This is a genomic window from Verrucomicrobiota bacterium, from assembly GCA_016871535.1.
GTDB lineage: Bacteria > Verrucomicrobiota > Verrucomicrobiia > Limisphaerales > SIBE01 > VHCZ01.
On record VHCZ01000012.1, the window covers coordinates 28,076 to 54,506 of the forward strand.

A 26,431-nucleotide genomic window follows, 5' to 3' on the forward strand; every position below is an offset into this window, starting at 1 on the left:
TGATGCTTGCAGCACTCAAAACTGACGTCTGGCGGGCCAATCACGACCTGGTAGAGCGCGGCCTGGTCATCGAGACCTGGGGCAACGCGAGCGGCATTGACCGCGCGCGCGGCCTGATGGTCATCAAGCCTTCCGGCGTTCCCTACGAGGGCATGCGCCCCCCAGCGGAGGGGTTCGGGTGAGGGAGAACCGACCGATTTCACGGCGTGGCGAAGCGCAACTCACTAAACCCGCGGATTACGCGAATCACGCCGATAGGAATCAGTCTGATCCGCGCCCATCCGCGAAATCCGCGGTCAGAAATCCTCGCGAAAATGCGTCGTGTTAACGGACAGGAGCGCAACGAACAAAGACTTCGTTGGCTTCGTTGCCTTCTGTTGAGACTCTGCCCCGCTTGAGACACATCACTAGCCCTAAAACAAGCGTACTGCGCTACGTGTTGAGTGGCTGGTAAAAAATTTTGGGAAATTTGCGCATCAATTCTCGCGCTTCGGTGAGTGCCGAATAAAGGATGGCGATTCAACCGTCAAAAGGCTATGAACCACCCCATGAAGACCCTGGATCGGAGATCTTTCCTGAAGACATCAACACTCGCCGGCTTTGGGTTGGCGGCTTCGTTTGCTCGGGCCGCGGAGACGCCAGGCCCCGGTCGGAAATTCACGATTGCCCTGTCTTGCGGGATGATCGGCGTGCGCGGCGATCCGCGCAAAGAGATCGAATGGGCAGCGCAATTTGGCTTTGAGGCGATTGAGCCGTCGGCGGCGTTCCTCGGCAAGCTGGCGGATACCGAACTGCAAGCTTACCTCGGCGAGATGAAGAACAGGAAGCTGTCGTGGGGTGCGGCGGGCTACCAGCCCGCCGGGCCTTTTGGCGGCAGGTTGCCGCCAAACACGGGCTGGTAGCCCGTTTCACCCATTTTTCAGACAGGCTCTAAGACACCCCCGTTCGCCGCGATCATTTGACCGGAGTCACTGTCTCCCGTAAATTTTCGCTGACGATTAAGTTAAGCCAATTCCCGACATGTTTGACTTCAGCCAGCCCATCACCCGCCGCCAGGCGTTGAAAACCGCCGCGTGCGGCTTCGGTTACCTCGCGCTGGCGGGCCTGGCTGCCCAACGCGCTGCCGCGGCAAATCCTCTCGCGCCGAAAATCCCGCACTTTCGCGCACGCGCCAAACGCGTCATCTTCATTTTTATGCAAGGCGGGCCGAGCCACGTCGATTCTTTCGACTACAAGCCCATTCTGGACAATGAAGATGGGAAGATGCTCAGCTTCGACGACGCGCGCACCATCGCTAACATCGGCAAACGCGCCACGCCTCAGCGCGTCATGAAGCCCCTCTGGAAGTTCGCGCGGCACGGACAGAGCGGGCGCTGGGTGTCGGACCTTTTTCCCGAAATGGCCCGGCACGTGGATAATCTTTGCTTCATCCACTCGCTGCACACCGAGGGCGTGGCGCACGGGCCGGCCACGCTGTTCCTGCACTGCGGTTCCACCAACTTCATTCGCCCCTCGATGGGTTCGTGGGTGACCTACGGGTTGGGCACGGAGAACGACAATCTGCCGGGCTTCGTGACGCTCAGTCCGTCCGGCGGCAATGGCGGTCCGCGCAACTACGGCAATGCGTTCCTCCCCGCGGTGTATCAAGGCACGGCCATTGGCCGGGCGGGCGCGCCGGCCAGCGAAGCCACCATTCGCAATCTCTCCAATCTTTCCGTTTCGCCGGAAGCACAGCGGCGGCAGTTCGAAATGATCCGCGAATTGAACGCCGAGCAATTGAAGCGAAACCCGGGCGACTTCGAGATCGAAGCGGTCATCAACTCCTTCGAACTCGCCTGGCGCATGCAGAACCACGCGCCCGGCGCGCTCGACCTCGCTCAGGAATCTCCCGCCACGCTCGCCTTGTACGGGATTGGCGAAAAGGCCACGGACAATTTCGGCCGCCAATGTCTGATGGCGCGCCGCCTGTGCGAAGCCGGCGTGCGCTACGTCCAGGTTACTTACGGCGATAACACCGCCAACCCGGCCTGGGACCAGCATTCCAATTTGCCGAAACACGCCGATCACGCGCGCGCGGTGGACAAACCCGTTGCCGGCCTGCTGGCCGATCTCAAGCAGCGCGGGTTGCTCGAAGACACCGTGGTCTGGTGGGGCGGCGAGTTTGGCCGCACGCCTTACGCCGAGAAGAACGGTACCGGCCGCGACCATAATCCCGGCGGCTTTACGGTCTGGCTTGCGGGTGGCGGTTTGAAGGCCGGATTTGCTTTCGGCGAGACGGACGAGTTCGGCCATCTCGCGGTGAAGGACAAAGTTCACATGCACGACCTGCACGCCACGATCCTGCACTTGCTCGGACTGGACCACGAGCAGCTCACGTATCGGTTCGACGGCCGCGATTTTCGGCTGACCGATGTCGCCGGGCGAATCGTCAGAGAGATTCTCGTTTAAGTTTCAGGCGAATCCAACAGGGTCTGCAGCCGCTCCGCCAGCGGCTGCGGCAATCGTTCGAGCCAGTGCCGATCCACCAATCCCACCTCAATCAAGTCGCGCAAGTGCGTGCGGTCACGGTCGCGAAATGCGGCGAGCTTCATCCGGACCAGACCCTCAAGTGTAATCAGCCGGAACTGGTCGCCGGCCTCTGCTTCGTCCACGCCGGGCGCGGGCGCGGGGCTGTCCGGACGCACCTTCTCGGAAGCAAACACGATGTGAACGGCGTCTCGGGCGCTGGCTGTCGGGCCATCCAAAAAGATGTCCAGCGTGCCGGCTTTTCCAAGGCTCGCCAGGCGGCGGTAAATGAATCCCGCCCTTTCCAACGCCGCCTTGGCGCTGTCCAGGTCCCCGCGGCGCAACAGAATATCGACGTCCCGCGTGTTGCGCACCGCCGCTTCATCCACGCGGGAAACCCAGGCGGCAACGGCGTTGCCCCCCACGACGGCGTAGGGAACACCTGCCGATTCCAGCGCGCGTGCGGCGCGCAACAACCGCTCCCGGACCTTTTCCACGGCGCGGATGATACGGGGCCAGGAGACCGGGGCAAGTTTCACGGAGGACTTCACGCCGGGGGTTCTGGGAGTCATCCTCGGCTCGTTCGCCAGAGGATCGGCACGCCTCGCCACTGATGAATGCGCATGTCATTGCTGATGAGACGCAGACCATGCGCCAACGCCGTGGCGACAATCAGTTGATCGGCCGGATCCTTGTGAAATCCGGACGACTCCAACGAGGTCACGCGTTCGGCGATGGCGGGCGTCACGGGCAACACGGTCAATTCGGGAGTAACAGCCAGCCGGAAGAACTCCGCCAGCGGGATCGACAGTTGCAGCCGGCCCAATTCGACGAGCTTCGCCGCCTCCCATAACGAAATGTCCGCGAGTGCCAAAGCGTCGGCGTGAGCCGTTAACGTGCGCTCCACCAATGGCGGCACAGGTTCGTCGCAGGCGCGTTGGATCCAGGCATGCGTGTCCAGCAAATGGGTCATTTGGCCGACTCCCATTCCAGCCCGGTGCTGTAAAGCTCACCAAGGATCTTGGCCTTGCCTTTCAGCGCGCCTTGCCAGGTCTTGGGTTGGACGCGCTGGAAGAGGAATTCCTGATCTCCGGAGGTCACATAGACGAGTTCGCCGGTGGCCGCGGCTTCTCGCATGCGGCTGAAATCACGCTGAAATTCGCGGGAGGTGACTTTCATGCCTGACAAACTGTCTGACAGCCGGTGATCTGTCAATGGCCAGATTTTTGCACAGACCCTTGACGCTCCTTTTGAGGCGCTAAAATGGCATTTGACGGAAGCCCTCGCGTCGTCCGACCATCTTCGACGTTCCTAAAGATGTGTCCGGACACTTATTACGAGCGCTTCGGTTTTTGCGAAGGACAAATTGCCGCGCCGCCGCATCCTGAGCTGGGCCTGGTGGTCGTCATCCCGTGCTTCAACGAGCCGGATTTGATCGGCAGTCTCGGATCGCTTTGGAATTGCGACCGGCCCGCCGGCGCCGTCGAAGTGATCGTGGTTCTCAATTCTCCGGCGAGTTGTGACGCGGCGGTTCGCGAGCAGAATGAGCGAAGCTTTCAGAAGGCTTCCGACTGGATCGCGCAGCATCCGGACCCTCGCCTGAGCTTCCACTTGCTTCATCTTCCGGACCTGCCGCCGAAGCACGCGGGCGTCGGTCTGGCGCGAAAAATCGGCATGGACGAGGCCGCGCGGCGGTTCGATCAGTTGGGCAAGCCGAGAGGGATCATCGTCGGCTTCGACGCGGATTGCCAGTGCGACGCCAACTACCTGACGGCGATTGAACGGCATTTTCTCGATCATCCGCGTTGTCCCGGTTGCAGTGTCTATTTCGAGCATCCTCTGGAAGGTTCCCTGGAGGCGGAAGTCTATGACGCGATCGCAGCCTACGAGCTTCACCTCCGTTTTTACAATCAAGCGCTGCGTTACGCCGGATTTCCTCATGCCCACCACACGCTTGGCTCCTGCATGGCCGTGCGAGCTAACGTCTATAAAAGCCAAGGCGGCATGAATAGGCGGCAGGCCGGCGAGGATTTCTACTTCCTGCAAAAAATCATCCCGCTCGGCGCGTTTGCCGATTTGACGGCGACACGCGTCATTCCTTCGCCGCGTCCATCGGATCGCGTCCCGTTCGGCACGGGGAAGGCCGTGCTGGATGCTTTGCGAGAAGGGAAACGCGCGACTTACCCGCTGGAAGCTTTTCTGGATTTGCGAACGCTTTTCCTAGCCATCCCCGCGCTCTGCGACGGTCACGCAATTTCAAACCCAGATTTCCTCTCTGCTGCGTCAAAGGCGATGCGCTCTTTTCTGGACAAGGAAGACTTCGTGAAGTCCCTGCAGGAGATTCGCCAGAACACCGCGAACGAAGCCACTTTCCGGAGCCGCTTCTTCCGCTGGTTCAATGCGTTCAGGGCGATGAAATTCGTGCACCACGCCCGAGACTACTTCTACGGCGAGCCGAAAGTTGGCCCCGAAGCGGTCCGACTTTTGCAGTTGGTAGCCGGCGACGTTCAAGGCCTCGACGGAATGGCAGTCCGCGACCTGCTGGCGATTTACCGCGCGCTGGAACGCAAGGTCGGAAACAGCCAAGCAAAGGATTAATCATGCACCCAATGAAGATTCACTGGAACTTGGCCGCTCTGATCTGGGCTCTCACCACCGCCACGGGCCAGGCCGCGGATCTGAACTACGATTTGCTGATCCGTGGCGGCAAGATCGTCGATGGCACGGGCAATCCGTGGTTTTACGGCGATCTGGCTGTGGCCGGTGATCGGATCGCGTCCGTCAGCACCGCCAAGCCCGCCACGGCCAAGCGGGAGATTGACGCGCGCGGCCTGGTGGTCGCGCCCGGATTCATCGACATGCATTCCCACTCCGAATGGTTGTTGCTGGAAGACGGGGACGCGCAGAGCAAGATTCGCCAGGGCGTCACCACCGAAGTCTTCGGCGAGGGAACTTCCGCCGGTCCGTTCAAAGGCAAACTCCCCGCCCGGCAAGCGCGGATTGGGAATCGCCCCGCGGTCATTACGACGCTGGGCGAGTATCTCGCGGCGATCGATCAAGCGCGGACGTCGGTGAACGTCGTTTCCTATGTCGCCGCAGGGAATGTCTGGCAGAGTGTCATGGGCCATTCTTTCGAGCGCCCGACGGCGGCGGATTTGCAGAAGATGAAAGATCTCGTGGGGGAAGCGATGCGTGACGGCGCCTTTGGCCTTTCGAGCCAATTGATGATGCCGCCCGGCTCCCTTGCCACCACCGATGACCTGGTCGAGTTGTGCAAAGTCGTCCACGAGTTCGGCGGCATTTTCGTGAGCCACATTCACGATGAAGGCCTCGGCGTCTTCGATTCAGTGAAGCAGGTCGTGGAAGTTGCCGAACGCGCGAACGTGCCGCTGGACATTCTTCACCTGAAAATCGCGGATCAACAATATTGGGGCCGGATGAATGAAGTCGTGGCGTTGATCGACGAAGCGCGGCGGCGCGGCGTCAATGTCCAGGCCAATGTCTATCCCTACACGCGGGGCAACAACGATCTCGCCAGCATCATCCCGCCGTGGGCGCACGAAGGCGGGAAATCTCAAATGCTGGCCCGGCTCAAAGATCCGGCCCTGCGGCCCAAGCTCAAACACGATATTCAGAGCGGCATCCCCGGCTGGTACAATCATTACACCGCCGTCGGCGGCGATTGGAGCCGCATGCTCGTCAGCGCGAACAACCGCTACAAGGGGTTGACGATGGACCGGGTAATCGCGATGAGGAGTGAGGGAAAGACCCCGCGCCCGGATCCGTTGGACATTCTGTGCGAGGTCTTGATCGAGCACGACGGATCGGTCGGCACGGTTTACGCCCATCACACGGAGAAGGACATGAATCTGGCGCTGGCCCAGCCCTGGTGTTCCGTGGGCTCGGACGGTTCAGCCTACGCGACGGAGGGGCTGCTCCGCCGGGGAAATCCGCACCCGCGCAACTTCGGCACCTTTCCGCGCGTGCTGGGAGTGTATGTGCGCGAGCGCGGCCTGCTCCGACTGGAAGACGCGGTTCGGAAGATGACCTCGCTGAACGCCGCCAAACTCGGTCTCCGTGATCGCGGCCTGCTCCAACCTGGCGCGTTCGCCGATATCGTGATTTTCGATCCGGCGCGGGTCATCGATCGTTCCACGTACGAAGACCCCTTCCAATACAGCGAAGGGATTGAATTCGTGATCGTGAATGGACAGGTCGTATTGGACCGCGGACGGCATACCGGCGCGAGACCAGGCCGCGCCTTGCGGCATTCGACACCACGTTAGGTTAGGCAAAGTCGTTAAAAGCGTTACAACGTTAAACCGGTTAAGTGGGTTTACCCCCCCCCTTTAAAGATTTAACAGTTTAACGATGTAACGATGTAACGATGTAACGATGTAACGAAACTCCCTTTCCCCTTCCCAAAACCGGTTGCCAAACCTAACTTTCGGGACACATTACACTCGATATATGATACGGCCTGCCCGGCTCTCCTACCTTTTCATCTTCGGCCTCCTTGTGCTCGTGGGCTGGACGCACATGGCGACGCCCTTGATCACGGTGTTGTTCGCGTATTTCGCGCTCGATCGATTGAGCGCGGGGCTCTTTTTGCTGCCCGCCCTGGACGCGCTCAATGCCACGGTCAAGAAATGGATGGTGGTCGCGATCTTCGCGCTGCTGGTCACGGGAATCCTTTACGCCTTCGGCCACTTCACCAAGGAAGCGGTCGAGGCGTTGCCGGCGATCGCGGACAAGTCCATCCCGAGAATCGTCCAGTTCGCAGAAGAGAATCGACTGCCGCTGCCGTTTGACAACCCCGAGGCTCTCCCGAAAGAGGAATTGCAATCGGGAGCGGCGAAACCATTCACTCTCACCAAGGAAGATTTGCAGCAAAGAGCGGTCAAAGCGATCAAGGAGAACCTCCACTTCCTTGGGAACTTCGCCAAAGCGACCACCATGCAGTTCGTGCTGCTGGTCATCGGCCTCGTCGTGGCAGGCAGCCTGTTTATCAATCCCCAGATGGACATCGAACGCGACCGCCGTCGGTTGAAGAATAATCTTTACACGCTCTCCTGCGACGAGATTACGACGCGCTTCCGGAACCTCTATCACAGCTTCGCGACCGTGATGGGCGCGCAAATCATCATCTCGGCGATCAACACGACGCTGACGGCCATTTTTGTCCTCTCCGTGAAATTGCCCTACGCGAGCGTCATCATAGGCGTCACCTTCCTGTGCGGCCTGTTGCCGATTATCGGAAACATCATCAGCAACTCCGTGATCGTCGGGATTGGCTTTACGATTTCTCCCATGCTCGCCATGGCCGCGCTCGCATTCCTGGTCATCCTGCACAAGCTGGAGTATTTCCTGAACAGCAAGATTATCGGCGACCGCATCAAGAACCCGGTCTGGCTCACGCTGCTGGGATTGATCGTCGGCGAACGGGTGCTGGGTATCCCCGGCATGATTCTCGCCCCGGTCATTCTCCACTACGTCAAAATGGAGGCGGCGCAGATCGAGGTCAGCGAGGAGAAGGAGGAATTCGCTCTGGCCGGGGAAAATGATCCGCGGAATTCCGGCCGCGGCTTCTAATTTGAAGCCGATCAGCAAACTTCGTGTCGCTGCCGCGCAGATGAAATTCCGCGATTTGCCCGCGGAGAATCTGGACTGGATCGGGGAGGTAGCTCACCGCAAGGCGCGAGAGGGCGTGGACGCCATCCTGTTCCCGGAATGCGCCGTGACCGGCTACAACCGCGATTTCGATGGATTATCGAGAGCGACAGCGACGGCCCGGCGAGCTCTGGAATTCCTGAGCCAGACCGCCCGAAGGGCGCGCTGCCATCTCCTGGTCGGGTGTCCAACTTTCACCGGTGCGCGGCTCTTCAACTCCCTGGTGGTTTTTGACCGGCGCGGGCGGGAAACCTTCCGTTACTCCAAGATTCATCTGACGGCGCGCGACCGGCGTTTCTTTGCGCCGGGAAACTCGATCGCGTTCTTTCACCTCGACCGCGTCCCGTGCACGGCCATCATCTGTCATGAACGCCGCTTTCCCGAGCTGGTTCGCCTGCCGGTCATGCTGGGCGCGCAAATCCTTTTTCATCCGAACGCGGGCCTGGACTCCCTGCCGGTCTCGAAGGCCAAACGAAAGGGTCGCGACGGCATCGTGGCGCGGGCGTTCGAGAACGAGATCTTCTATGTCTTCGCGAATTCCGTCGGCCCGCAAGGGGACGGTTTGTGGTCTGCCGGAGACTCCAAAATCGTCGGCCCGGACTCGCGGATTTTGGCGCTGGCGAACAATCGCGACGCAAGGGTCATCGATGCGGAACTCGACCTCACGAAGGCCGGACGGCAATACGCGCGGGAGGCGCTGGTGCAACCGGCGTTCCTGCGAGCGCACTGGAGGTCGCTCCTGGCCGCATGCCGGCGGCAATTGCGAAAGTCCAAGACCACATAGCCAGACCAGATCAACCGCGAATGAACGCCAATAACCGCGAATGACGACCGGATTGTCCAACGTCCTGAACTCACTAAGAGTTTAAGTGAAGCAAATCTGAATGGGGAAGAGGGCTTCCCCTTGTGCCCTTCTTCGTTCCCTTCGTTGGCTACGGTTTTTTAACAAAAGGCAACGAAGAGAACAAAGAGATGTGAGCGTCTTCCCGCGCTCTCCCTCCCCACGAACCTGATCCGACCACGGATTACGCGGATAACCCGGAGAAGAGCGTTTCCTCATCCGCGAAATCCGCGAAATCCGTGGTTGAAAAATCTGTTCAAGGGTTCAACGCGCGAAGTTAAGTTTTGCCTGGGAGAATTCTCTCCCTGAGTGAGGGGTGAGGAGGAAGGGGGTGTTCATGCACCGACGATACCAACCCCTGAAAGCAGCGGACCCAAATTGTTTGAGGCGCGCTCACACGGCGCAGAACCGTTCGAAGGCGCCGCCGAGAAGCTCCCGGGCATCGCGCTCGATTTCCGCCGGCGTCGCTTCCCACCCGCTTTCCGCGAGCGCCGCGTATTTGTCCACGAGCACTCGGGCGATGATTCTGCGGGAGTGCTGCCATTTGTAGATGAGTTGATCGAGAATGCGCGCATCGGAATGTTGCGGCGTAACGCTCAAGCCCAGAAGCTCGATCCGCATCCGGGTCATTTCTTCGACGACGTAAGGCACATTCGTGAACCACCAGCAGCCGAAGATGTGCAGGTTGCGGAATTTTCGGGCCAGCACGCAAAGCTCATGCTGGTTCTCGCGCGCCAGCACCGTCACCAGGAATTTGTTCTCCGGGTATTGCGAACACATATTGGCCAGCGCGGTCAAATCGCTCCTGCCCATGCCATCGCCTGCCATTCTCAAGCCGGGATTCTGCGCGCGCCTGACGCCGATCATGAGCGCGAACGGCAACCCGAATTCGCGGCCGTGCGGCAGAATCGCCTTCTCGAGGAGTTGCGCGCAAGCGCCGGCATCCGGGAAGGCGAACTCCGGCGTCAGCGAAACCATCAGGTATTTGGCGTGGATGCGCCGCGTCCACTCCCGGAGGAAACGGCGAACCTCGCGGATTGTTTTCGGGGAGAGATCCGGATCGACTTCGTAGCCCCATTGGCGGAGCCGCGGGGCGGTGTCGTTCCAGGCGAGCAAGAGAGGATCAATGCGCAGCGCGGCCACGAAGCGCTCGTCGCGTTTGAAACTGCGCTGCCAGACCGGACGCTCCAAATCATCGAACGGCGAGTTCGTCATGCAGATTTTGGCGACGCCGGCTTCGTTGAGGCAATGGTTGATGAAGTGCTTGAGTTTCCAATTGGCGAGGCCTTTGCGAATGGCCGTGAGGTTCTTTTGTTTCGGATCGAAGCCGAGGGTTTGAAGCGTTGTGACGACGCCCCGGCAGGCTTCGGAAACGGGGGAATGTTCGACGAACAGCTTCTTCCAGATAAGGTCCGCTTGCTGGGTCTTGGTCAATCTCCAGAAGCGCGCGTAAGGCGCGTCCAGATAACGGAACACTTCGGCGGCGAGATAATGATAGGTCAGTAAGTCGTCGATCCCCCACAGCAGAAGCTCGCCGAACGCCGGATCATAAAGATGCGTGTGGATGTCGAAGACGGGCGCTGAAAAGACCGCCCGGTTCACCAAGGCAGCGAGGCGCGAACGCCTGCGTTCCTGGACTTCGCGCAGGAGATCGAGGCTCGATTCGGCTCGCGGGCCGTTGGTGTCTTTGCCGGCGGCGCAGGGGTCGCACAAGTGAAAGGTCTTTCGGCCCTGTCCGTGTTCAAACAGGTAGATATGTCGATGGGCTTCGTTCCGATGGCATAGATCGCAAAGCATAAAAGTTTCGAGAGTCAGGCGGCGATGTAGTGTGAAAGTGAGAGCGCCGGGAGATTTGGTCAAGCGAAAGGGTGCGATTCAACAGGCGGTCAACGAAGTCTTCTCCCGAGGGCGCCGATTTCGCTCTTCCCAGAAGCCCCTCTCTCCCGACTCGGTCCTCGCGGGGAGAGAGGGGAGCCAATCGAATCGCGACGGACCGACACTTTTAATCGCATCCCAAGAGAAAGCTGGAGACTTTTGTAACCCCTCAGTTAAGGCAGTTAAAGTGGGGCGAGGACTCCCGCCGAGCCAATGCCATCGAGGAGAAGCTCCGCAGGAGCGTCGTGCCACCGTCGTTAACTGAGGGGTTACAGACTTTTCACTCGTTGCCCGAGCGTTGTCGCGCTAACGTTGTTCTCATGCCAGGTCAATCCATTCGAATTCAGAGCTGCGACATTCATCTGACGAATCTGCTGACGCGCATGCCGTTCAAGTACGGCATCGCGACCATGACGCGCGTGCCGCACGCATTTGTCCGGGTGCGCGCGGACGTCGAAGGCAAGGCGGCGGCCGGCATCTCCGCTGATTTACTCCCTCCCAAGTGGTTCACCAAGAATCCGGACAAACCGGTTTACGAGGAGATTTTTGAAATGATCAAGGTGATCCGCCACGCCGCGACGGCCGCGATCGGGTTGAGCGGGGAGACCGCGTTCGCGGTCTGGCGAAGCCTTTACCAGCAGCAAGATGATTGGGGCCGGAAGGAAAACCTGCCGCCGTTGCTGACCCACTTCGGCACCTCACTGGTCGAACGCGCGCTGATTGAAGCCGTGTGTCGCGCCGCCGGAAAGCCGTTCCACGAAATGGCGCGGTCCAATCGACTCGGCCTGCGGCTGGGCGAAATCCATGCGCCGCTGCGCGAGAAAAATCCGGGCGACTTCTTGCCGCCGAAGCCGCTCGACCGAATCACGCTTCGGCACACCGTGGGGCTCGTCGATCCGTTGCTGGATGAACACATCGAGCCGGCGAACCGCCTCCAGGACGGCTTGCCACAGTCCTTCGCGGCGTGCGTCAGAACCTACGGCTTGCGCCATTTCAAAATCAAAGTCAGCGGCCATCTCGATCATGACCTGGACCGATTGGAGCAACTCGCCCGCATTCTGCAACGGGAGGCGCACCCGGAATACAAGTTCAGCCTCGACGGAAACGAGCAATTCAAGTCGCTGGCCGACTTCCGCGTGTTCTGGGAAACCTTGGAACGGACCGAGAGTTTGAAGGAGTTTTTGCGTCACCGGCTGTTTGTCGAACAGCCGCTGCACCGCGACGTGGCCTTGCGAGCCGAAGTCGCCGAGGGGTTCGCTCAATGGCCGAATCGTCCCCTGACCATCATCGACGAATCTGACGGGACGCTGGGCAGCTTGCCCGCGGCGCTGGCTCTGGGTTACGCGGGGATCACTCACAAGAACTGCAAAGGCGTGTTCAAGGGCATCGCGAACCGATGTCTGCTGACGCATCTCGAACGAGAGAAGCCGCGGACCAAATGGATCATGAGCGGCGAAGATTTGGCGACGATCGGGCCGGTCTCGGTCATTCAGGATTTGGCCGCGATGGCGGCGCTGGGCATCCAAAGCGTCGAGCGCAATGGCCACCATTATTTTCCGGGTCTTTCGATGTTCTCCAAAGAAATCCAGGAGCAAGTGCTTGCGGCGCATACGGGACTTTACGAGCGGGGCGGTTTGGGCTGGCCGAAGCTCACCGTGAAAGAAGGGTTGCTCGATGTGACTTCGCTGCACAAACAGCCTTTCGGCGCCGGCTTTACGGTGGACGTGGAAAAGTTCACGCCAGCGGACCGATTCACACCAGATTAACCTCAGAGGCTCCTGGTTCGAGGAACGCCGCGCCACGACAAAAAGTATGTCCCGTACGGGACATGCTTTTTGCGCCGCCTGCCCCTCCCTGGAGGGGAGCCTCGTTCTCGGCTCCTCTTTGAAGTTCCCCTCCTGGGAGGGGTGAAGGGGTGGGTTCGTGGGGAGGCGAATGGACGGTTCGAGGACGCTTCGATTGGGACTGGTCAGCCCGGCTTGCTTGCAGTAGCGTGTGATCAATAGAACTTCCAAACAAGAAAGCTGATTTACTGTGCAGACCGTGGGATTGACGACAGATCGAGCGGAGAACCGTAGCGCAGATTTTCAATCTGCTGTATCGCCGATTTCCAATCGGCAGGGCGCCGGCAAGTCCCAGCGGGCTCGGACTGGGAGACGCCCCGCAGAATACAATTCTGCGATACGGCAGAGTGCAACTCTGCGCTACGAGCTTTGTCGTCCATCCTGCGGACCAAGCAGTATGCGCGCAGTCATTCGCCCTTCACGGCCATACCGGGGCGGCTTCACCTTGATCGAACTGCTCGTCGTGATTGCCATCATTGCGATTCTGGCCGGCATGTTGTTGCCGGCGTTGAGCCGCGCCAAGGAAAAGAGCAAGCGCTCCGGCTGCTTGAACAACCTCCGCCAGATCGGCATCGGCATGACGATTTATGCCGACGACAACAATGACAACATGCTCGAGGCGCGGTTCGGCGAGGTGCAGATCTGCCTGAATCCTCCCGAAGGCCGCGCGGCCGCCACGGTGGGACTGACCGTGGGCACGAATGACACGGTCGCGAAGATCTGGACCTGCCCCAGCCGGCCGACGTTCCCCACTTACGAGGCGGAATATCCTCAGTGGGTCATCGGCTTTCAATACTTCGGCGGCATCCGGACCTGGCGAAATCCGGCGGGAACCTTCACTTCGAGAAGTCCGGTCAAGTCCTCCATCTCGCAACCGGGTTGGGTGCTGGCGGCGGACGGAATCATGAAAATCGACCGCCGGTGGGGCGGCGGGCGAGATTCGGCTTTCAAGGATATGCCGCCGCACCGTGGACCCAATCGGCTGCCGGAGGGCGGGAACCAACTTTACATGGACGGTTCCGCGAGCTGGATGAAATTCCAGCAAATGCTGTTCATCCACAGTTGGAGCACGGACGGTTCACGGGATGGTTACTTTTATCAGCAGGATCTCGGCGAGCAGTTGGAAGCCAAGAAAGCGCAGATTAAGGCGAAGTATTGAAACCGCACAGTGCGGCAAGGCGCCAGCGTTGAAACGTTGAAGCGTTCAAAGGATCCACAAAGGAAGGCATCCGCATGGGGTCAACGCGCCACGAGGTCGTGAAAGCGTACGGTCCGCCGGAGAACACCCGGGACCAAGGCGAAGGTCTTGAAGAACTCAAGTAAGATACGGGCCGCACGCAGTATGTGCTCAAGAAGGACAAAGTGGTGCACATCACGTTGCGCCGATGAACTCAAGGAGCGCGGTTCAGCCGCAGGGTTCGTGAGTTAGGTCGAGGTCTCCTATTAATAAACCGCGGATGTCGCGGATGGGCGCGGATGAGAAAGGAACCGGAGCAGCGGCTCTTGCGATAGCCGGGGAATCGGCGGAGTTCGCAGCCCATTTGGTTGCGGTTTCACCGGGCTGCCTCTGTGGAACTGACGGGTCTCGGCTTAAAGCTGCTTCATGGCCGCGTCGAGTGCGGCATAAAGCTGCCTCATACTCGCCTCAGTCTCATCACCCATATTGGAGATGCGGAAGGTGGTGCCTTTGATTTTCCCGTAGCCACCGTCGATCAGGAATCCTTGGTCCTTCACCAGCTTTTGCAGCTTCGCCACGTCCACGACGCGCCCGACGGCTTTCGCGCCGTTGTTCACGCAGGTCAAGGTGACGGATTCAAATCCCTTTTCGGGGAACAGAGTGAAGCCGTGTCCGGCAGCCCATTGTCGCGTGAGTTCGGCCAGTTGAGCGTGGCGGCGGCAACGCGCTTCCAGCCCTTCGTCGAAGATGTCCTCCAGTTTCGATGCGAGGGCGTAGATGTGGCCGATGCTCGGCGTGCTCGGCGTCATGTGTTGCTCCGCGTTCTTCTGAAATTCAACGAAGTCGAAGTAATAGCCGCGGTCATCGATCGTCGCGGCTTTGGCCAGCGCAGCAGGCGAGCAGGTGAACACCGCCAGGCCCGGCGGCAACGCCAGCGCCTTCTGCGTGCCGGCCAGCAAGACGTCGATGCCGAGCGCGTCGAATTCGATTTGGATGCCGCTGAACGAACTGACCGCATCGACGATGAACATGACATCGGGGAACTTCTTCTTCAGCGCGGCGATGTCCGCCAGCGGGCTCATGACGCCGGTCGAGGTTTCGTTATGGATCAACGTGAGCGCGTCGAACTGGCCGGTCGCGAGTTTGGCTTCGACCTGTTCTGGACGGATGGGTGAACCCCAATCGACCTTGAGCGCGTCAGCCTGTTTGCCGCAGCGTTGCGCGACGTCGAGCCATTTGTCCGAAAACGCGCCGCACATGCAGCAGAGCACGCGCTTGGAAACGAGGTTGCGAATCGCGCCCTCCATCACGCCCCACGCGGATGACGTGCTGAGAAAAACCAGTTGTTTGGTGGAAAACAGCGCCTGCAATTGAGGTTGGATTTTGGCGTATAGATCTTTGAACCCCTGGCCGCGATGGCCGATCATCGGCGAGCGAAACGCCCGCAAAGTTTTCTCGCTGACTTCGACCGGCCCCGGAATGTGCAATTTGACGTGTCCCATAAATTTTGACCGGGAAACCTTTCACACGCAGACCCTGGACGCAAGTGGAGTTTTGGCGAAGGTCCAACGGATTTTGATGTGGCACGGCAGCCTCGGCTGGGGACACGCTCTCAGCTTTCTGCATGGCTCCTTCGAGCGAAGTAGCGCAGGCTTTCGAGCCTGCGGGTTCACGGAGCTTTCCAGCTCCGTTTCGCGAACTGCGCCACTGGGGACTACTGGGGACTGGAAAGTCCCCGTAACCGGCAGGCTGGAAAGCCTGCCCCACAACGTCACTCTCCTGCGGAAAGAAAAGAAGATGCGCTCGGTTGAGCTTGCGAGCCGGCCTGGCTTGCCACGCACTGGGTCGTGCGCGTAAAAGCTTCGCATGTTCAAACAAGACCCCTTCGTGGTCCGCGGCCTGGCGCTGGTGGGCCTTCTTGCCTTGCCTGTGGGTTGCGGAACGGTGCCTGGCTCATCCTCGTCCTCCCGTGCGGAATTTTCTCAACCCAAACTTGCCGAAATGGACGCGGCGGTTCTCGGGACCATTTCCAGCAATCAAATCCCCGGCGGCGTGCTTTGGTTGGAGCGAAGCGGGCACGCGTATCACAAGGCATATGGCCGGCGCGCGCTGATTCCGGCGAATGCGCCGATGACGGAGGACACGATTTTCGACGCGGCATCGCTCACCAAAGTCGTGGCCACAACGCCGGCCATCCTGCTGCTGATCGAACGGGGCAAGATCCATCTCGATGCGCCGGCCCGAACGTACCTCCCGGAATTCGGCAACTACGGCAAAGAAGCCACCACCGTGCGCCACTTGCTAACTCACACGTCTGGCTTACGACCGGGCCTGAGCGCCACGCCCGCGTGGTCCGGCTATGACAAAGCCATCGAACTGGCCTGCGCGGAGAAGCCGCTCCACGCGCCGGGGACAGTCTTTCGTTACAGCGACATCAATTTCATCGTGCTCGGAGAAATCGCCCGGCGTGAGAGCGGCGTTCGTCTGAATGAATTCGTCGCCCGCGAGATTTTTCAGCCGTTGCGAATGGCGCACACAGGCTTTCTGCCGCCGCCCAGCCATCTGGCGCGCATCGCGCCGACGGAGCGCGTCGATGGCGAGATGTTGCACGGGAAAGTTCACGATCCCACTGCGCGGCGCATGGGTGGGGTTGCCGGGCACGCCGGGCTTTTCACGACCGCGGCGGATCTGGCGCGATTTTGCCGAATGATGCTGAACGGCGGCTCGCTTGACGGCGTGCGCGTTTTCAAACCCGAAACCGTGAAGTTGATGACTGCCGTGCAATCCCCGCCGAATGTCCCATCCCGCCGCGGCCTGGGCTGGGACATTGATTCAGGCTACAGCCGGCCGCGCGGCAGACATTTTCCACTTGGCTCCTACGGCCACACGGGCTTTACGGGAACGTGTCTTTGGATCGACCCATTTTCGCGAACTTTCTGGATTTTTCTTTCCAATCGCGTGCATCCCGACGGCAAGGGCAACGTGCTGCCACTCCAAGCGGCGCTGGCCTCGCTGGCTGCGGAAGCGGTGGTTGGATTCAACTTCGCGGGTGTGAGCGGCGCCTTGCCGCCGCACGGGCTCACTGATGCAACTTTGCCTTCGCCCGGGACTCGGCGCGAAACTGGCGTCGCCCCGGTGCTCAACGGCATCGATGTCTTGGTTCAACAAAACTTCGCGTCCTTGAAAGGAAAGCGTGTCGGACTGATCACGAATCACACCGGCGCCGACCGTCAGCGCAACTCCACCATCGACCTGCTCCGCGCCGCGCCCGAGGTGAAGCTGATCGCACTCTTCAGCCCGGAGCACGGAATTCGCGGCGCGCTGGATGAAAAGGTCGCGGACAGCGTGGATGAGAAGACCGGCTTGCCGATCTACAGTCTCTACGGCCAAACGCGTTCGCCGAAGCCGGAGCAACTTCGGAATCTCGATGCGCTCGTGTTCGACATCCAGGACATCGGCTGCCGGTTTTACACTTACATCTCGACGATGGGGAATTGCCTGGAGGCGGCCGCGAAAGCGAAGCTCAAGTTTTTTGTGCTCGACCGCGTCAACCCGATTGGCGGGGCCGTCATCGACGGGCCGGTGCTCAACGGCGAAACCAGTTTCACGGGCTTTCATCCGATTCCTGTCCGCCACGGAATGACCGTTGGCGAGCTGGCGCGGATGTTCAACGTCGAGCGCGGCTTCAATGCCGATCTCACCGTCATTCCCTTGCAAGGCTGGCGCCGCGAGCTGTGGTTCGATGAAACCGGCCTGCCGTGGATCAATCCATCGCCCAACATGCGGAGCTTGACGGAAGCTGCGCTGTATCCGGGCATCGGACTTCTGGAGACCACCGCGCTTTCTGTGGGCCGTGGGACAGGCACGCCGTTTGAAGTCATCGGCGCGCCGTACATCGATGACCTCAAGCTGGCCGCGGAATTGAATCGCCTCGCGCTGCCCGGCGTGCGCTTTGTGCCAATCCGATTCACGCCGAACGCAAGCGTGTTCAAGGACCGGCCTTGCGTCGGCGTGAACATCCTTCTCACGGACCGCGAACGGTGCAGCGCGGTCGATGTGGGCCTCGCGATGGCGCAGACGCTGCATCGGCTCTATGCCGCGGAGTTCGGGCTGGAGAAATTGGACCGGTTGCTCGTCCATCGATCCACGGTGGAAGCGATCCGCGCTGGGCGGTCGCTCACGGAGATTCGGCAAAGCTGGGGCATCGACCTGGAGGAATTCAAGAAACGGCGCGCAACCTTTTTGTTGTACCCGTGAACCTGGAGACTCGCTCACCGAGTGGGTGGGATCGTTTCCCTGGCAACTCGTTAGGTTTTCGTGTGTTTCGTGTGTTTCGTGGGCCCAACTGTTTTCCCGATTCCAGCTCAGTCGAAGATCCACCAGGGATATTCTCCTTCGTCGCGCCTGAGCCCAAATGCGACGCAACAAAGTGTATTCTATCCCACGGTCTGATCAGTAAGGCGTCCGGACCAATTCGTGAGAAATTCGTGCAATTCGTGTCACGAACTTTGGTCCGGGTGCAATGCGCGTCCGAGCAGCCACCACTTCATTCGGTGCCGAAGCTGAAATCGTCGAAGAGGGTCACGCTGTCGGCCTTGGTCCAAACGCCGACGGCTCCCGCTTCCGCGAACGTGGCATCCTCCGCCTCGTAAAGTGGCTTGCCGTTGAAGATGACTTTGAACCGGCTCCCCTCAAACTCCACGCGCAAGGTGTGCCATTGGTTGGCCGGCACCTTGAGGTCCGCGGTCTTGAACTGCGTGCGTTTGCCGTTCTTGAAATGATAAATGCGGACGTTGTCCTCGAGCGCGTTGGCGCGGGCGATGTAGTAATTGTCCGCGTCTTTCCACCGCCAGACCACGCCGCCCGCCTGATCCGTCTCGCCCGACAGCGGCTTGAATTTCACCTCGACATATCCGTCCTTGAGCGAGACGTCGTTCTTCACGCACCACGGATACGTGCCTTCGCCGGATTGCTTGAGCACGCCCGGTTTGCTCGGCGCGGAATCCTCTTTCTCGATCGACCATTTGGGTGCGCCCTTCCCCGTGACGCCCGCAATCCAGCCCGCGGGAAGCGAGCCGCTCGCCGCGTTATCGAAATGGATCGTGGTGGCCGCCGGCGCATTCTGGACAAAGAGAATCGTGGCGAGGATTGGCGTCGAAAGGAGGAAGGTTTTCATGCGCGTGAAATTAGAGTCTGTTCACCATGGTTTCAAGGTTGCATCGGCTCAGCCCATGAACCGTCTCCTCGGACCGTGGCCTTTAGGCAGCCTTTAGCCGCAAGAATTCAATTGAGAAACCGCGAATGAACGCGAATCCGAGGGCCAAGGCGGAGGCTTCCGATGTGCAGGAGCGGTTACCGGAAGTTTCTAGGGCTCCCATCTGTGCATACGGCCCGTGCACCCATGAACCGAAGTTGTGCGCGCCAGCGTCTTGGAGTGCGGCAGTCCTCTGCCGCTTTTGCAGGGTCCGGCAATTCCGAAAGCGCCAGAGGACTGGCGCACTCCAAAACCTGGCGGCGATTTGGCCGTTTCATGGGAATGTCAGCGGACTCGGGCGGTGAGCCACAAGCCTGTGCCGCCAAAGGCGATGTTCGGCAGCCACGCGGCCAGCCACGGCGTCACCCAGTTCCCGGAACCTAGGGCCACGCCCAGCCGCATCAAGATGAAAAAGACGAAGCAGATGAAGATGCTGCTGGCCACACCGACAAACACGTTGCGCCGGGCGGACGCGGCTCCGAACGGGATGGCGATCAGCACCACGACCAGGCACGTCAGCGGCCACGCGAGCCGGCCGTGAAGCTGCGTTTGCAGCAGCGCGAAGTCTTTTGGCGACGGATCGGGATGGAGCCGCAAGTAGTTCAGGATTTCCGAAAGGGAAAGCTGCGCGCCTTTGGGTGAGATCAGGCTGCGGAGTTGATTGATCCGAATCTCGCTCTTGATTTGTTCCGGGGTCTCGGTGAATTCGGGCACCACGAGCGCATTGGTCTTCATCGGGGTTGTGTCCACTTCTCCCGTCGTCCGATACGTGAATTCCTCGACCTCCAGGAAGAGCCAGGTTTCGTTCGTTCGCACGGCCCGGCGAGCGTTCAAACTGCGCTCGGTGCGGTCGGAGGCGCGCCAGGACACGTGCGGGTTTTTCATTTCGAATGTGTCGAGGTTGAAGGCGCCCAGGCTCCAGAAGCGTCCGTGGCGGGCATTGTGAAAGTGCAGTTTGGGATGCCAGCGCCCGCCGGGGTCGGTCGATTGCGCCGTGGAGCTTCGATGGAGAATGGCTTCGACGGCTTCGACGCTTTTGGGAACCCAAAGTTCGTTCAGGGCGAAGAGCGCGAACGTGAAGACCACACCGACTGCGAAGTAGGGAGCGGTGAACCGCCACAGGCTGATGCCGGCCGCGCGCATGGCGGTCAGTTCCTGATGGCGCGCGTGGGTGGTCAGCGCGTAGAGCAACGCCAGCAGGAGGGCGATGGGCAGCACGACGACCAGCAATTCCGGGGTCTTGATTAAATAGAGGCGCGCGATTTCCGGCGTGCGCAGGCCGCGTTGCTGATAATCGTCCAGCTCCGAAAAGAGGTCGAAAGAAATCCAGAAAACGAGGAATCCCGACAGGCAGTAGAACAACGGGATCAGCAGTTCCCGCAAGAGGTAGCGATCCAACAGACGCATCGACTCGGCAGCCTGCCGTTGGCGGCTAGTGCTGTGACACGGGATTATCGTTACATCCGCGGCAAGGAGTTTTTCGCGTGGACGAGGCGCGAGCGACGCGCATACCCTTCATGGGTCTGCGTTTCACAGCCCTAACCCTCGACGTAGATCGGCTCTCGGATCGGGCTGACCTCGGTGAAATTGCTCAGTTTCTTGAGCATCCAGGGAGAGATCCGGTTTCCGGCGTTGAGGATCAGCGTGCCATCCACGGTTTCGATAGGTTCCACCAGCACCTGGCCAGCGCAGAGATCTTTGAGGTGAACCGCCCGGCCTTTCCGTGGGGCTGAGGAAAACGCGGCGCAGACTTCTTCGAGCACTTTCGGATCATAGTTGCCCGAGGTCTTGCGCATGTCTTCCAGCGCTTTGGCCTTCGACATGCCTTCCGACTCGAATTGCACGAGATCGATCAGCACGCGAAGAATGCGGGAGCCGAGCGGGATGTTCACGCCCGCCGTGGAATCCAGCGGGAATCCTGTGCCATCGAATTTCTTGTTCTGGTAATAGACAATTCGAGCCACATTTTCGAAGCGCGGAAAGCTGGTGAGCAGGTTCCGCCCGTGTTCCGGCAGCCGCTGCAAGGTGTCCTTTTCGGCGGGTGTCAATGCCATCCCGGCGCTCATTTTCTGGATCAGAATCGCCGGCAGAGCCACGTAACCAATCCGGCAGAAACCGGCCGCGATGTCCAACTCCCACGCGTTTTCGATCTTCATCGCCGTGGTGCAAATTTTCATGTACTCCTTGTACTTCTGCCCGAATTCAAAAGATTGCGGTTCGGCGATGGAAAGGATCTTCGTCAGGACCTTGATCGTGGCTTCGATGGTTTTCTCGAAGACTTCGGCTTCGCTGGCGCGCGCTTTGGCGCGTTCCTGTTCGACTTTGTGTTTGTGCAGAGCCATCTCCAAGGCGGTCTGAAGCTCCCACTCTTCGAACGGCTTGAGGATGTACGCGAACGGCTCCGTGATTTTTGCGCGCTTGAGTGTGCTTTCGTCGGCGTGCGCCGTCAGAAAGATGACCGGCAAGCCGAAGCGTTTGCGGATTTCCTCGGCCGCATCGATGCCGTCCATCTGGCCCTGCAACACAATGTCCATGAGGACCAGGTCCGGGCTGAACACAGGTATTTTTTGGATAGCCTCTTCGGCCGTGGCGACCGTGGTGGGGACATCATAGCCAAGACTGGTCAACCGGTCCTGAATATCGGCAACGATTATTCCTTCGTCTTCAACGACAAAAACTTGTGGGTTAGACATGAGATGACTTTCCTTCTTTATCTTTCGGCTCTCTGAAGGTTACTGTGAATTCAGTCCCACCGTTCCGGTGAAACGTTAGTGTTCCACCAAGCTGGCTGGTCAAAATCTTGACCAAACGAAGACCGAGCGTCGGTACTTTGTCAAGGTCAAACTCTCCCGGAAGGCCCACGCCATCGTCCCGCAAAGTCAGCACAAATGCTTCGTCGCCCACTGCGCGAAAATCGATTCGGATGATCCCGCATCGGTTCTCGGGAAAGGCATACTTCAGCGAATTGGACACCAGTTCGTTCACGAGCAACCCGACCGGAATTGCGGTGTCGATATCCAGAAAAATCGGGTCCACGTGGGTCTCGAGAGTAACCGTTCCGGAAAGCGCCCCGTAAGAGCGGAACAACATCGCGAGCAAGCTGAGGAGGTACTCGTTGAAGTCGATCCGCGCCAGGTCCTGGGATTGGTAGAACTTTTGGTGGATGAGCGCCATGAACCGAACGCGGTTCTGGCTTTCGCGGAACAATTCCTTGGCGGCCTCATCCTTCACATAGCCCGACTGCAACCGGAGCAGGCTGGAGATGACCTGGAGGTTGTTCTTGACGCGATGGTGAATCTCTTTGAGCAAGACTTCCTTTTCGCGCAGGGAACTTTTGACCTGCTCGTCAGCCCGTTTGCGCTCCGTGATGTTTTGAATCTGGGCGATGAAATAAAGCGGCTTTCCTTTGCCGTCGCGCAAAAGTGAAACACTCAAAAACACCCACACGACCGAGCCCGACCGATGGATGAACCGCGCCTCCATTTGAAAGGCGCCGGTTTCTCCGGCCAGCAAGCTCCGCATCCGGGCCTGATGGTTCGCCACGTCCTCCGGATGCGTGAGGGAATGGAAATAGAGGGACCGGAAATCGCCTTCGGCATACCCGACAATCTCACCCAAGGAGCGGTTGACCTTCATCCATTTCCCGTTCGTCGCCACCAGCGCCATGCCGATGGCCGCATAATCGAACGCGCTGCGAAACCGTTCCTCGCTTTCCCGAAGCGCGACGATGGTTCGGGTGTGTTCGGCGAGCAAAGCTCGTTTGGATCCAAATGCCACGGCCTGATTGATGGCCGCCGACATGAAATGAGCCACCAACTGCAGCGTCTGGATGTCCGCATCGTCGAACGCGCCGGGACGAGACGAGATCACCTTTAACGCGCCTATGGAATTGTACTGGTGGCGCAGGGGGACCACGACGACGGAGCGGATGCTTCCGGTCCGGCATTCCGTTTGGTCCACGCGCGGATCGGTATCAGTGTCGTCGCAGCGCAGAATTTCATCGGTGCGAATCGCCAGTCCCGAGAAACTCTTCCCCACCCGGATGCGTTTGCCGGCCTGGGAAGCGAGGGAGCCACTGGCCGACCGATAGACAATTTCGTCGCCTTCCACGAGCTCGATGGTGGCGCCGTCCGCGCGGGTGATTTGTTGAGCGCGGCTCACCGCCAGTTTCATGATGCTCTCTTGATCCGGAGCGGCCGCGCCGATTTCCTGTTGAATGGCGGTGATGGCGGAAAGCCGCTCGGTATGCTGTTTGAGCGCACGCTCGGCGTCTTGAAGGAGGATCGCGGTGTTCAAGTAATCCGACGTTGCCTGCCAGGCCCACTGGAATCCGGACGCGCCTCAATTCTCCGTGGCGCGCGAGAGGGGCGCGGCGGCGGGCTGGTTTGTTGACGCATTGATTTCACTTTTCTTCGGCGAAAACTGCACGGCGCGGCGTTGTCCCTCGGCAACCTGTTCTTGCGTCATGCTGACGCTCATTCTAGCCCGGTGCTTGACGGCGTTCGTATTTCCCTGGGCGGCGGACAAGTTGATCCATTTGTAAGCTTCCACGTAGTCCGGGTTCAAATCTTCCCCGCGGAGCAACATCAGTCCGAGACTCAGTTGCGCTTCCGGGTCTCCTTGCTCCGCGGCCTTGCCGAACCAAAGAACTGACTCTTTGAAATTCTCTTCCACGCCGCGGCTGAACAGCCATCCGAGAAAGTATTGGGCCTGGATAAAGCCCTGATCGGCGGCCTTCCGATACCACTTCAAAGCTTCTTGCGTATCCTTGGGAACGCCGGTTCCGTAGTAATAGAGGCTGCCCAGGTTGTATTGAGCCGTCGCGTAACCTTGCTCGGCGGCCAACCGGAACCACTTGAAGGCTTCCTCCACGTTCGCTTTTCTGACGCCCCGCCGTCCCGCTCCGTAGGCCATCCCCAGTTCGTTCTGGGCAACGGGATCGCCGTTTGTGGCCAGGTTAGTGAGCGTGGTCAAATTCATCGTCTGGTAATTCTTAAGCGCCGGTTTTGCCGCGCTGCCCGGGGCCGGTTGCTGCGCGCGATTGGGCAATCCAAGCACCAAGAGGCAGAAGGCGACCGCGACCGGGAAAACGGCCTCTTTCCAGCCCAAACGAAAGACTTTCATGCTATCCAGGTTATTTTCATTCCCCTGGCCTGACAATGCTTTAATGCTTTAATTTCAGCGATTCCGCTTGGCGCGGAAGTTTCGACTCAGTATCGGTAAGCGCCATGCAACACTCCTTGGATTCGATTTTGCGATGGCGTCCCTTTTGCAGAGCTGGCGCGGGGCCGGTTTCTTGGCGCGCAAGTCTCCTGGCCTGCTTGATCAGCAGCTTCCACGCGCTGGCCCAACTCGGGATCGGCGGTGAAGCGGACAATGCTGCTCGAACATCCATCGAACGCCTTTCTCCGGAACGTTTGCAGGCCGTCCACGACGCCCGGTCGCGATTTGCCCGCGAACGTCTGAACCTGCCCAATCTTGGCGTTTATGAAGATTTTCGCGCCGTCATGCACGTCCACGCGGAGGACTCGGACCACACCAAAGGCACGCGACCTGAAGTCCTGGCCGCGGCCAGGAAGGCCGGCGTTCGCGTCGTGATCTGGACGGACCATCGCGGACCGAAACCCGATACCTGGCGCGGCCTTCGCGAAGGCGTGCTGTTCATCGCGGGGTCGGAAGACGGGAATGGCGTCCTGCGCTTTCCGGATTACAGCCCGGAAGGTCAGCCGCTGGCGGAAGGCGGATTGCGGTTTCTCTCTCACATTGAGGAACGCTATGACGCCGCGAGCGAAGGGTTCGTCGGCATGGAAATCTGCAATCGCCACACGGACGCCGTGCTCGATAACACGATGTATCTGTTCCTGGCCGGCGCGTTGAACGATCCGGAGAAGTGGCGCAAGCTCGTCGAGAATTTTAAGGCGTATCCCGACGAGTTTTTCGGCGCCGGGACTGGATATCAGCCGAAGATTTTCGCCAAATGGGACAAGGAACTTCAGCAGCGACCCTTCACCGGCATCGGCGCCAACGACGCGCACCAGAACCAGATTTTCAAAGGGATCACCTTTGATCCGTATGAAGTCAGCTTTCGCAACCTCTGCACGCACATCCTGGCGCAGGAACTGACTGAGACCGCCGTCCGCGAATCGCTCAAGGAAGGGCGCGTTTATGTTTCGCATGATTGGCTGAGCGATCCGACGGGGTTTGCTTTTGGCGCCGCCAACAATCTCGGCGTCTTCAGCCTGGGCGATACCGCGCCGATGCTCGGAACGACGCGGCTGGTGGGGGTCGTTCCGATTTTTGCCCGGCTGAAACTGCTTCACAACGGCGCGAAGGTCCATGAAGTGGAAGGAACCAACCTGACCTTCCAGGCGAAAGCGCCGGGCGCGTATCGGCTCGAAGCCTGGCTCCGCGTCGATGGCGAGGACCGGCCCTGGATTTACTCAAACCCTGTGTTCTTGAGAACGCCGTCCCTTGCGGATGTCCGCCTCCCTTCCAACGAGATCTCTCCGGAGGTCGAGGCCCACAAGGATATCGCCTATCGCCAGGGGGCGGCGGAGGATGAGGCGAAACACCGGCTCGATCTCTATCGCCCCAAGGGCAAGCCAGCCGCGCCCGTCTTCTTCTTCATTCACGGCGGCGCGTGGAAAACCGGGGACCGCTCCCAATATCCGGCCATTGGAAATCGCTTCGCCAAGGAAGGCCTTGTGACCGTCGTGCCCAGTTATCGGCTCGCGCCGCAACACCCGCATCCGGCGCAGATCGAGGATGTCGCTGCGGCGTTCGCCTGGGTCGCGCGGCACATCGCAGAATACGGCGGCGACACCAATCGCATTTATGTCGGCGGGCATTCCGCCGGCGGGCATCTGGCGTCGTTGCTTTCGCTGGACGCGAAATACCTTCAAACGCACGGACTCGCCCCCAGGCTCATTCGCGGGACGCTCGCCCTCAGCGGCGTTTACAATCTGGCGACCGGCGAAAGCCAGGCTTCGGTCTTTGGGAAGGATCCTGAAGTCCGCCGCGACGCGTCCCCGCTTTTCCACGTGAAAGAAGGCGCCGCGCCGTTTCTGATCACGTATTGCCAGTGGGACTATGCGACGCTTCCGGCGCAGGCGCGCGAGTTCCACGCCGCGCTGAAAAGGGCAAACGTCTCGTCCGAACTCGTCTTCATTCCGCGCCAGAGCCACATTTCGGAAATGGTCAATGTGCCGAATGAAGATGATCCGACCGCGGCAGCCGTCCGGAGATTCATTCTCGGTCGTCCTTAG

21 protein-coding genes are annotated in these 26,431 nt (G+C 59.8%); 11 read left to right on the top strand and 10 right to left on the bottom strand.

Translation table 11 applies throughout. The features are described 5' to 3' along the window. The first annotated feature begins 2 nt into the window (after positions 1-2). The 3 genes from FJ398_03120 to FJ398_03130 all read left to right on the top strand — a co-directional run bounded on the left by FJ398_03120 (position 3) and on the right by FJ398_03130 (position 2,448). Positions 3-182, top strand: coding sequence for a hypothetical protein (locus tag FJ398_03120; protein MBM3836949.1), 180 nt, complete (start codon positions 3-5; stop codon positions 180-182). 354 nt (positions 183-536) lie between these two features. Beyond that, the gene (locus tag FJ398_03125) at positions 537-902 is read left to right on the top strand and encodes a hypothetical protein (protein ID MBM3836950.1); all 366 of its coding nucleotides are present in this window, start codon (positions 537-539) and stop codon (positions 900-902) included. 118 nt (positions 903-1,020) lie between these two features. Then, positions 1,021-2,448 (top strand): DUF1501 domain-containing protein, encoded by a 1,428-nt coding sequence (locus tag FJ398_03130; protein MBM3836951.1) that lies wholly within the window; start codon positions 1,021-1,023, stop codon positions 2,446-2,448. Here the strand turns inward: FJ398_03130 and FJ398_03135 are convergent. The 3 genes from FJ398_03135 to FJ398_03145 form a co-directional block, all read right to left on the bottom strand. Beyond that, on the bottom strand, positions 2,445-3,002 hold the full coding sequence (locus tag FJ398_03135; GenBank protein MBM3836952.1) for a hypothetical protein: 558 nt from the start codon (positions 3,000-3,002) through the stop codon (positions 2,445-2,447). The genes FJ398_03130 and FJ398_03135 overlap by 4 nt on opposite strands. Before the next feature lie 71 nt (positions 3,003-3,073). Then, on the bottom strand, positions 3,074-3,493 hold the full coding sequence (locus FJ398_03140) for a type II toxin-antitoxin system VapC family toxin (GenBank protein ID MBM3836953.1): 420 nt from the start codon (positions 3,491-3,493) through the stop codon (positions 3,074-3,076). Beyond that, positions 3,475-3,684, bottom strand: a complete 210-nt coding sequence (locus FJ398_03145) for a hypothetical protein (GenBank protein MBM3836954.1) — start codon at positions 3,682-3,684, stop codon at positions 3,475-3,477. The genes FJ398_03140 and FJ398_03145 overlap by 19 nt, the downstream gene beginning before the upstream one ends. A gap of 84 nt (positions 3,685-3,768) precedes the next feature. Between FJ398_03145 and FJ398_03150 the strand changes: the two genes are divergently transcribed. The 4 genes from FJ398_03150 (at position 3,769) to FJ398_03165 (ending at position 8,959) form a co-directional block, all read left to right on the top strand. Further along, positions 3,769-5,103, top strand: coding sequence for a glycosyltransferase family 2 protein (locus tag FJ398_03150; protein MBM3836955.1), 1,335 nt, complete (start codon positions 3,769-3,771; stop codon positions 5,101-5,103). 2 nt (positions 5,104-5,105) lie between these two features. Beyond that, positions 5,106-6,791, top strand: a complete 1,686-nt coding sequence (locus FJ398_03155) for a D-aminoacylase (protein MBM3836956.1) — start codon at positions 5,106-5,108, stop codon at positions 6,789-6,791. Between the two features lie 184 nt (positions 6,792-6,975). Continuing rightward, positions 6,976-8,097, top strand: a complete 1,122-nt coding sequence (locus FJ398_03160; GenBank protein ID MBM3836957.1) for an AI-2E family transporter — start codon at positions 6,976-6,978, stop codon at positions 8,095-8,097. Next, positions 8,066-8,959 (top strand): carbon-nitrogen hydrolase family protein, encoded by an 894-nt coding sequence (locus tag FJ398_03165; protein MBM3836958.1) that lies wholly within the window; start codon positions 8,066-8,068, stop codon positions 8,957-8,959. Before FJ398_03160 ends, FJ398_03165 begins: the two co-directional genes overlap by 32 nt. 450 nt (positions 8,960-9,409) lie before the next feature. Here FJ398_03165 and FJ398_03170 read toward each other — a convergent pair whose 3' ends face one another. Next, positions 9,410-10,621, bottom strand: a complete 1,212-nt coding sequence (locus tag FJ398_03170) for a glucuronate isomerase (GenBank protein ID MBM3836959.1) — start codon at positions 10,619-10,621, stop codon at positions 9,410-9,412. A gap of 590 nt (positions 10,622-11,211) precedes the next feature. On the opposite strand from FJ398_03170, the gene FJ398_03175 reads away from it, so the two are divergent. After that, positions 11,212-12,657 carry a hypothetical protein gene (locus FJ398_03175; protein ID MBM3836960.1) on the top strand — a complete coding sequence of 482 codons (1,446 nt, stop codon included), beginning with the start codon at positions 11,212-11,214 and terminating at the stop codon, positions 12,655-12,657. Positions 12,658-13,132: 475 nt separating this feature from the next. Then, positions 13,133-13,894: a type II secretion system protein gene (locus FJ398_03180; GenBank protein ID MBM3836961.1), complete on the top strand. Its 762-nt coding sequence runs from the start codon at positions 13,133-13,135 to the stop codon at positions 13,892-13,894. A 431-nt stretch (positions 13,895-14,325) separates the two neighbouring features. Here FJ398_03180 and FJ398_03185 read toward each other — a convergent pair whose 3' ends face one another. Continuing rightward, complete coding sequence (locus FJ398_03185) at positions 14,326-15,414, bottom strand: alanine--glyoxylate aminotransferase family protein (GenBank protein ID MBM3836962.1); 1,089 nt, start codon at positions 15,412-15,414, stop codon at positions 14,326-14,328. A 364-nt stretch (positions 15,415-15,778) separates the two neighbouring features. Between FJ398_03185 and FJ398_03190 the strand changes: the two genes are divergently transcribed. Further along, positions 15,779-18,169, top strand: coding sequence for a DUF1343 domain-containing protein (locus FJ398_03190; GenBank protein MBM3836963.1), 2,391 nt, complete (start codon positions 15,779-15,781; stop codon positions 18,167-18,169). Between the two features lie 289 nt (positions 18,170-18,458). Here FJ398_03190 and FJ398_03195 read toward each other — a convergent pair whose 3' ends face one another. The 5 genes from FJ398_03195 to FJ398_03215 all read right to left on the bottom strand — a co-directional run bounded on the left by FJ398_03195 (position 18,459) and on the right by FJ398_03215 (position 24,290). After that, positions 18,459-19,049, bottom strand: coding sequence for a DUF1080 domain-containing protein (locus FJ398_03195; protein MBM3836964.1), 591 nt, complete (start codon positions 19,047-19,049; stop codon positions 18,459-18,461). A 402-nt stretch (positions 19,050-19,451) separates the two neighbouring features. Then, a complete protein-coding gene (locus tag FJ398_03200) occupies positions 19,452-20,573 on the bottom strand; it encodes a YjgP/YjgQ family permease (protein ID MBM3836965.1) in 1,122 nt (373 codons plus the stop codon). A 131-nt stretch (positions 20,574-20,704) separates the two neighbouring features. Beyond that, the gene (locus FJ398_03205) at positions 20,705-21,859 is read right to left on the bottom strand and encodes a response regulator (GenBank protein ID MBM3836966.1); all 1,155 of its coding nucleotides are present in this window, start codon (positions 21,857-21,859) and stop codon (positions 20,705-20,707) included. Further along, positions 21,852-23,462, bottom strand: a complete 1,611-nt coding sequence (locus FJ398_03210; GenBank protein MBM3836967.1) for a PAS domain S-box protein — start codon at positions 23,460-23,462, stop codon at positions 21,852-21,854. Before FJ398_03210 ends, FJ398_03205 begins: the two co-directional genes overlap by 8 nt. A gap of 45 nt (positions 23,463-23,507) precedes the next feature. Continuing rightward, positions 23,508-24,290 (bottom strand): sel1 repeat family protein, encoded by a 783-nt coding sequence (locus tag FJ398_03215; protein ID MBM3836968.1) that lies wholly within the window; start codon positions 24,288-24,290, stop codon positions 23,508-23,510. A 104-nt stretch (positions 24,291-24,394) separates the two neighbouring features. Here FJ398_03215 and FJ398_03220 point away from each other — a divergent pair, with 104 nt between their 5' ends. Then, on the top strand, positions 24,395-26,431 hold the full coding sequence (locus tag FJ398_03220; protein MBM3836969.1) for an alpha/beta fold hydrolase: 2,037 nt from the start codon (positions 24,395-24,397) through the stop codon (positions 26,429-26,431).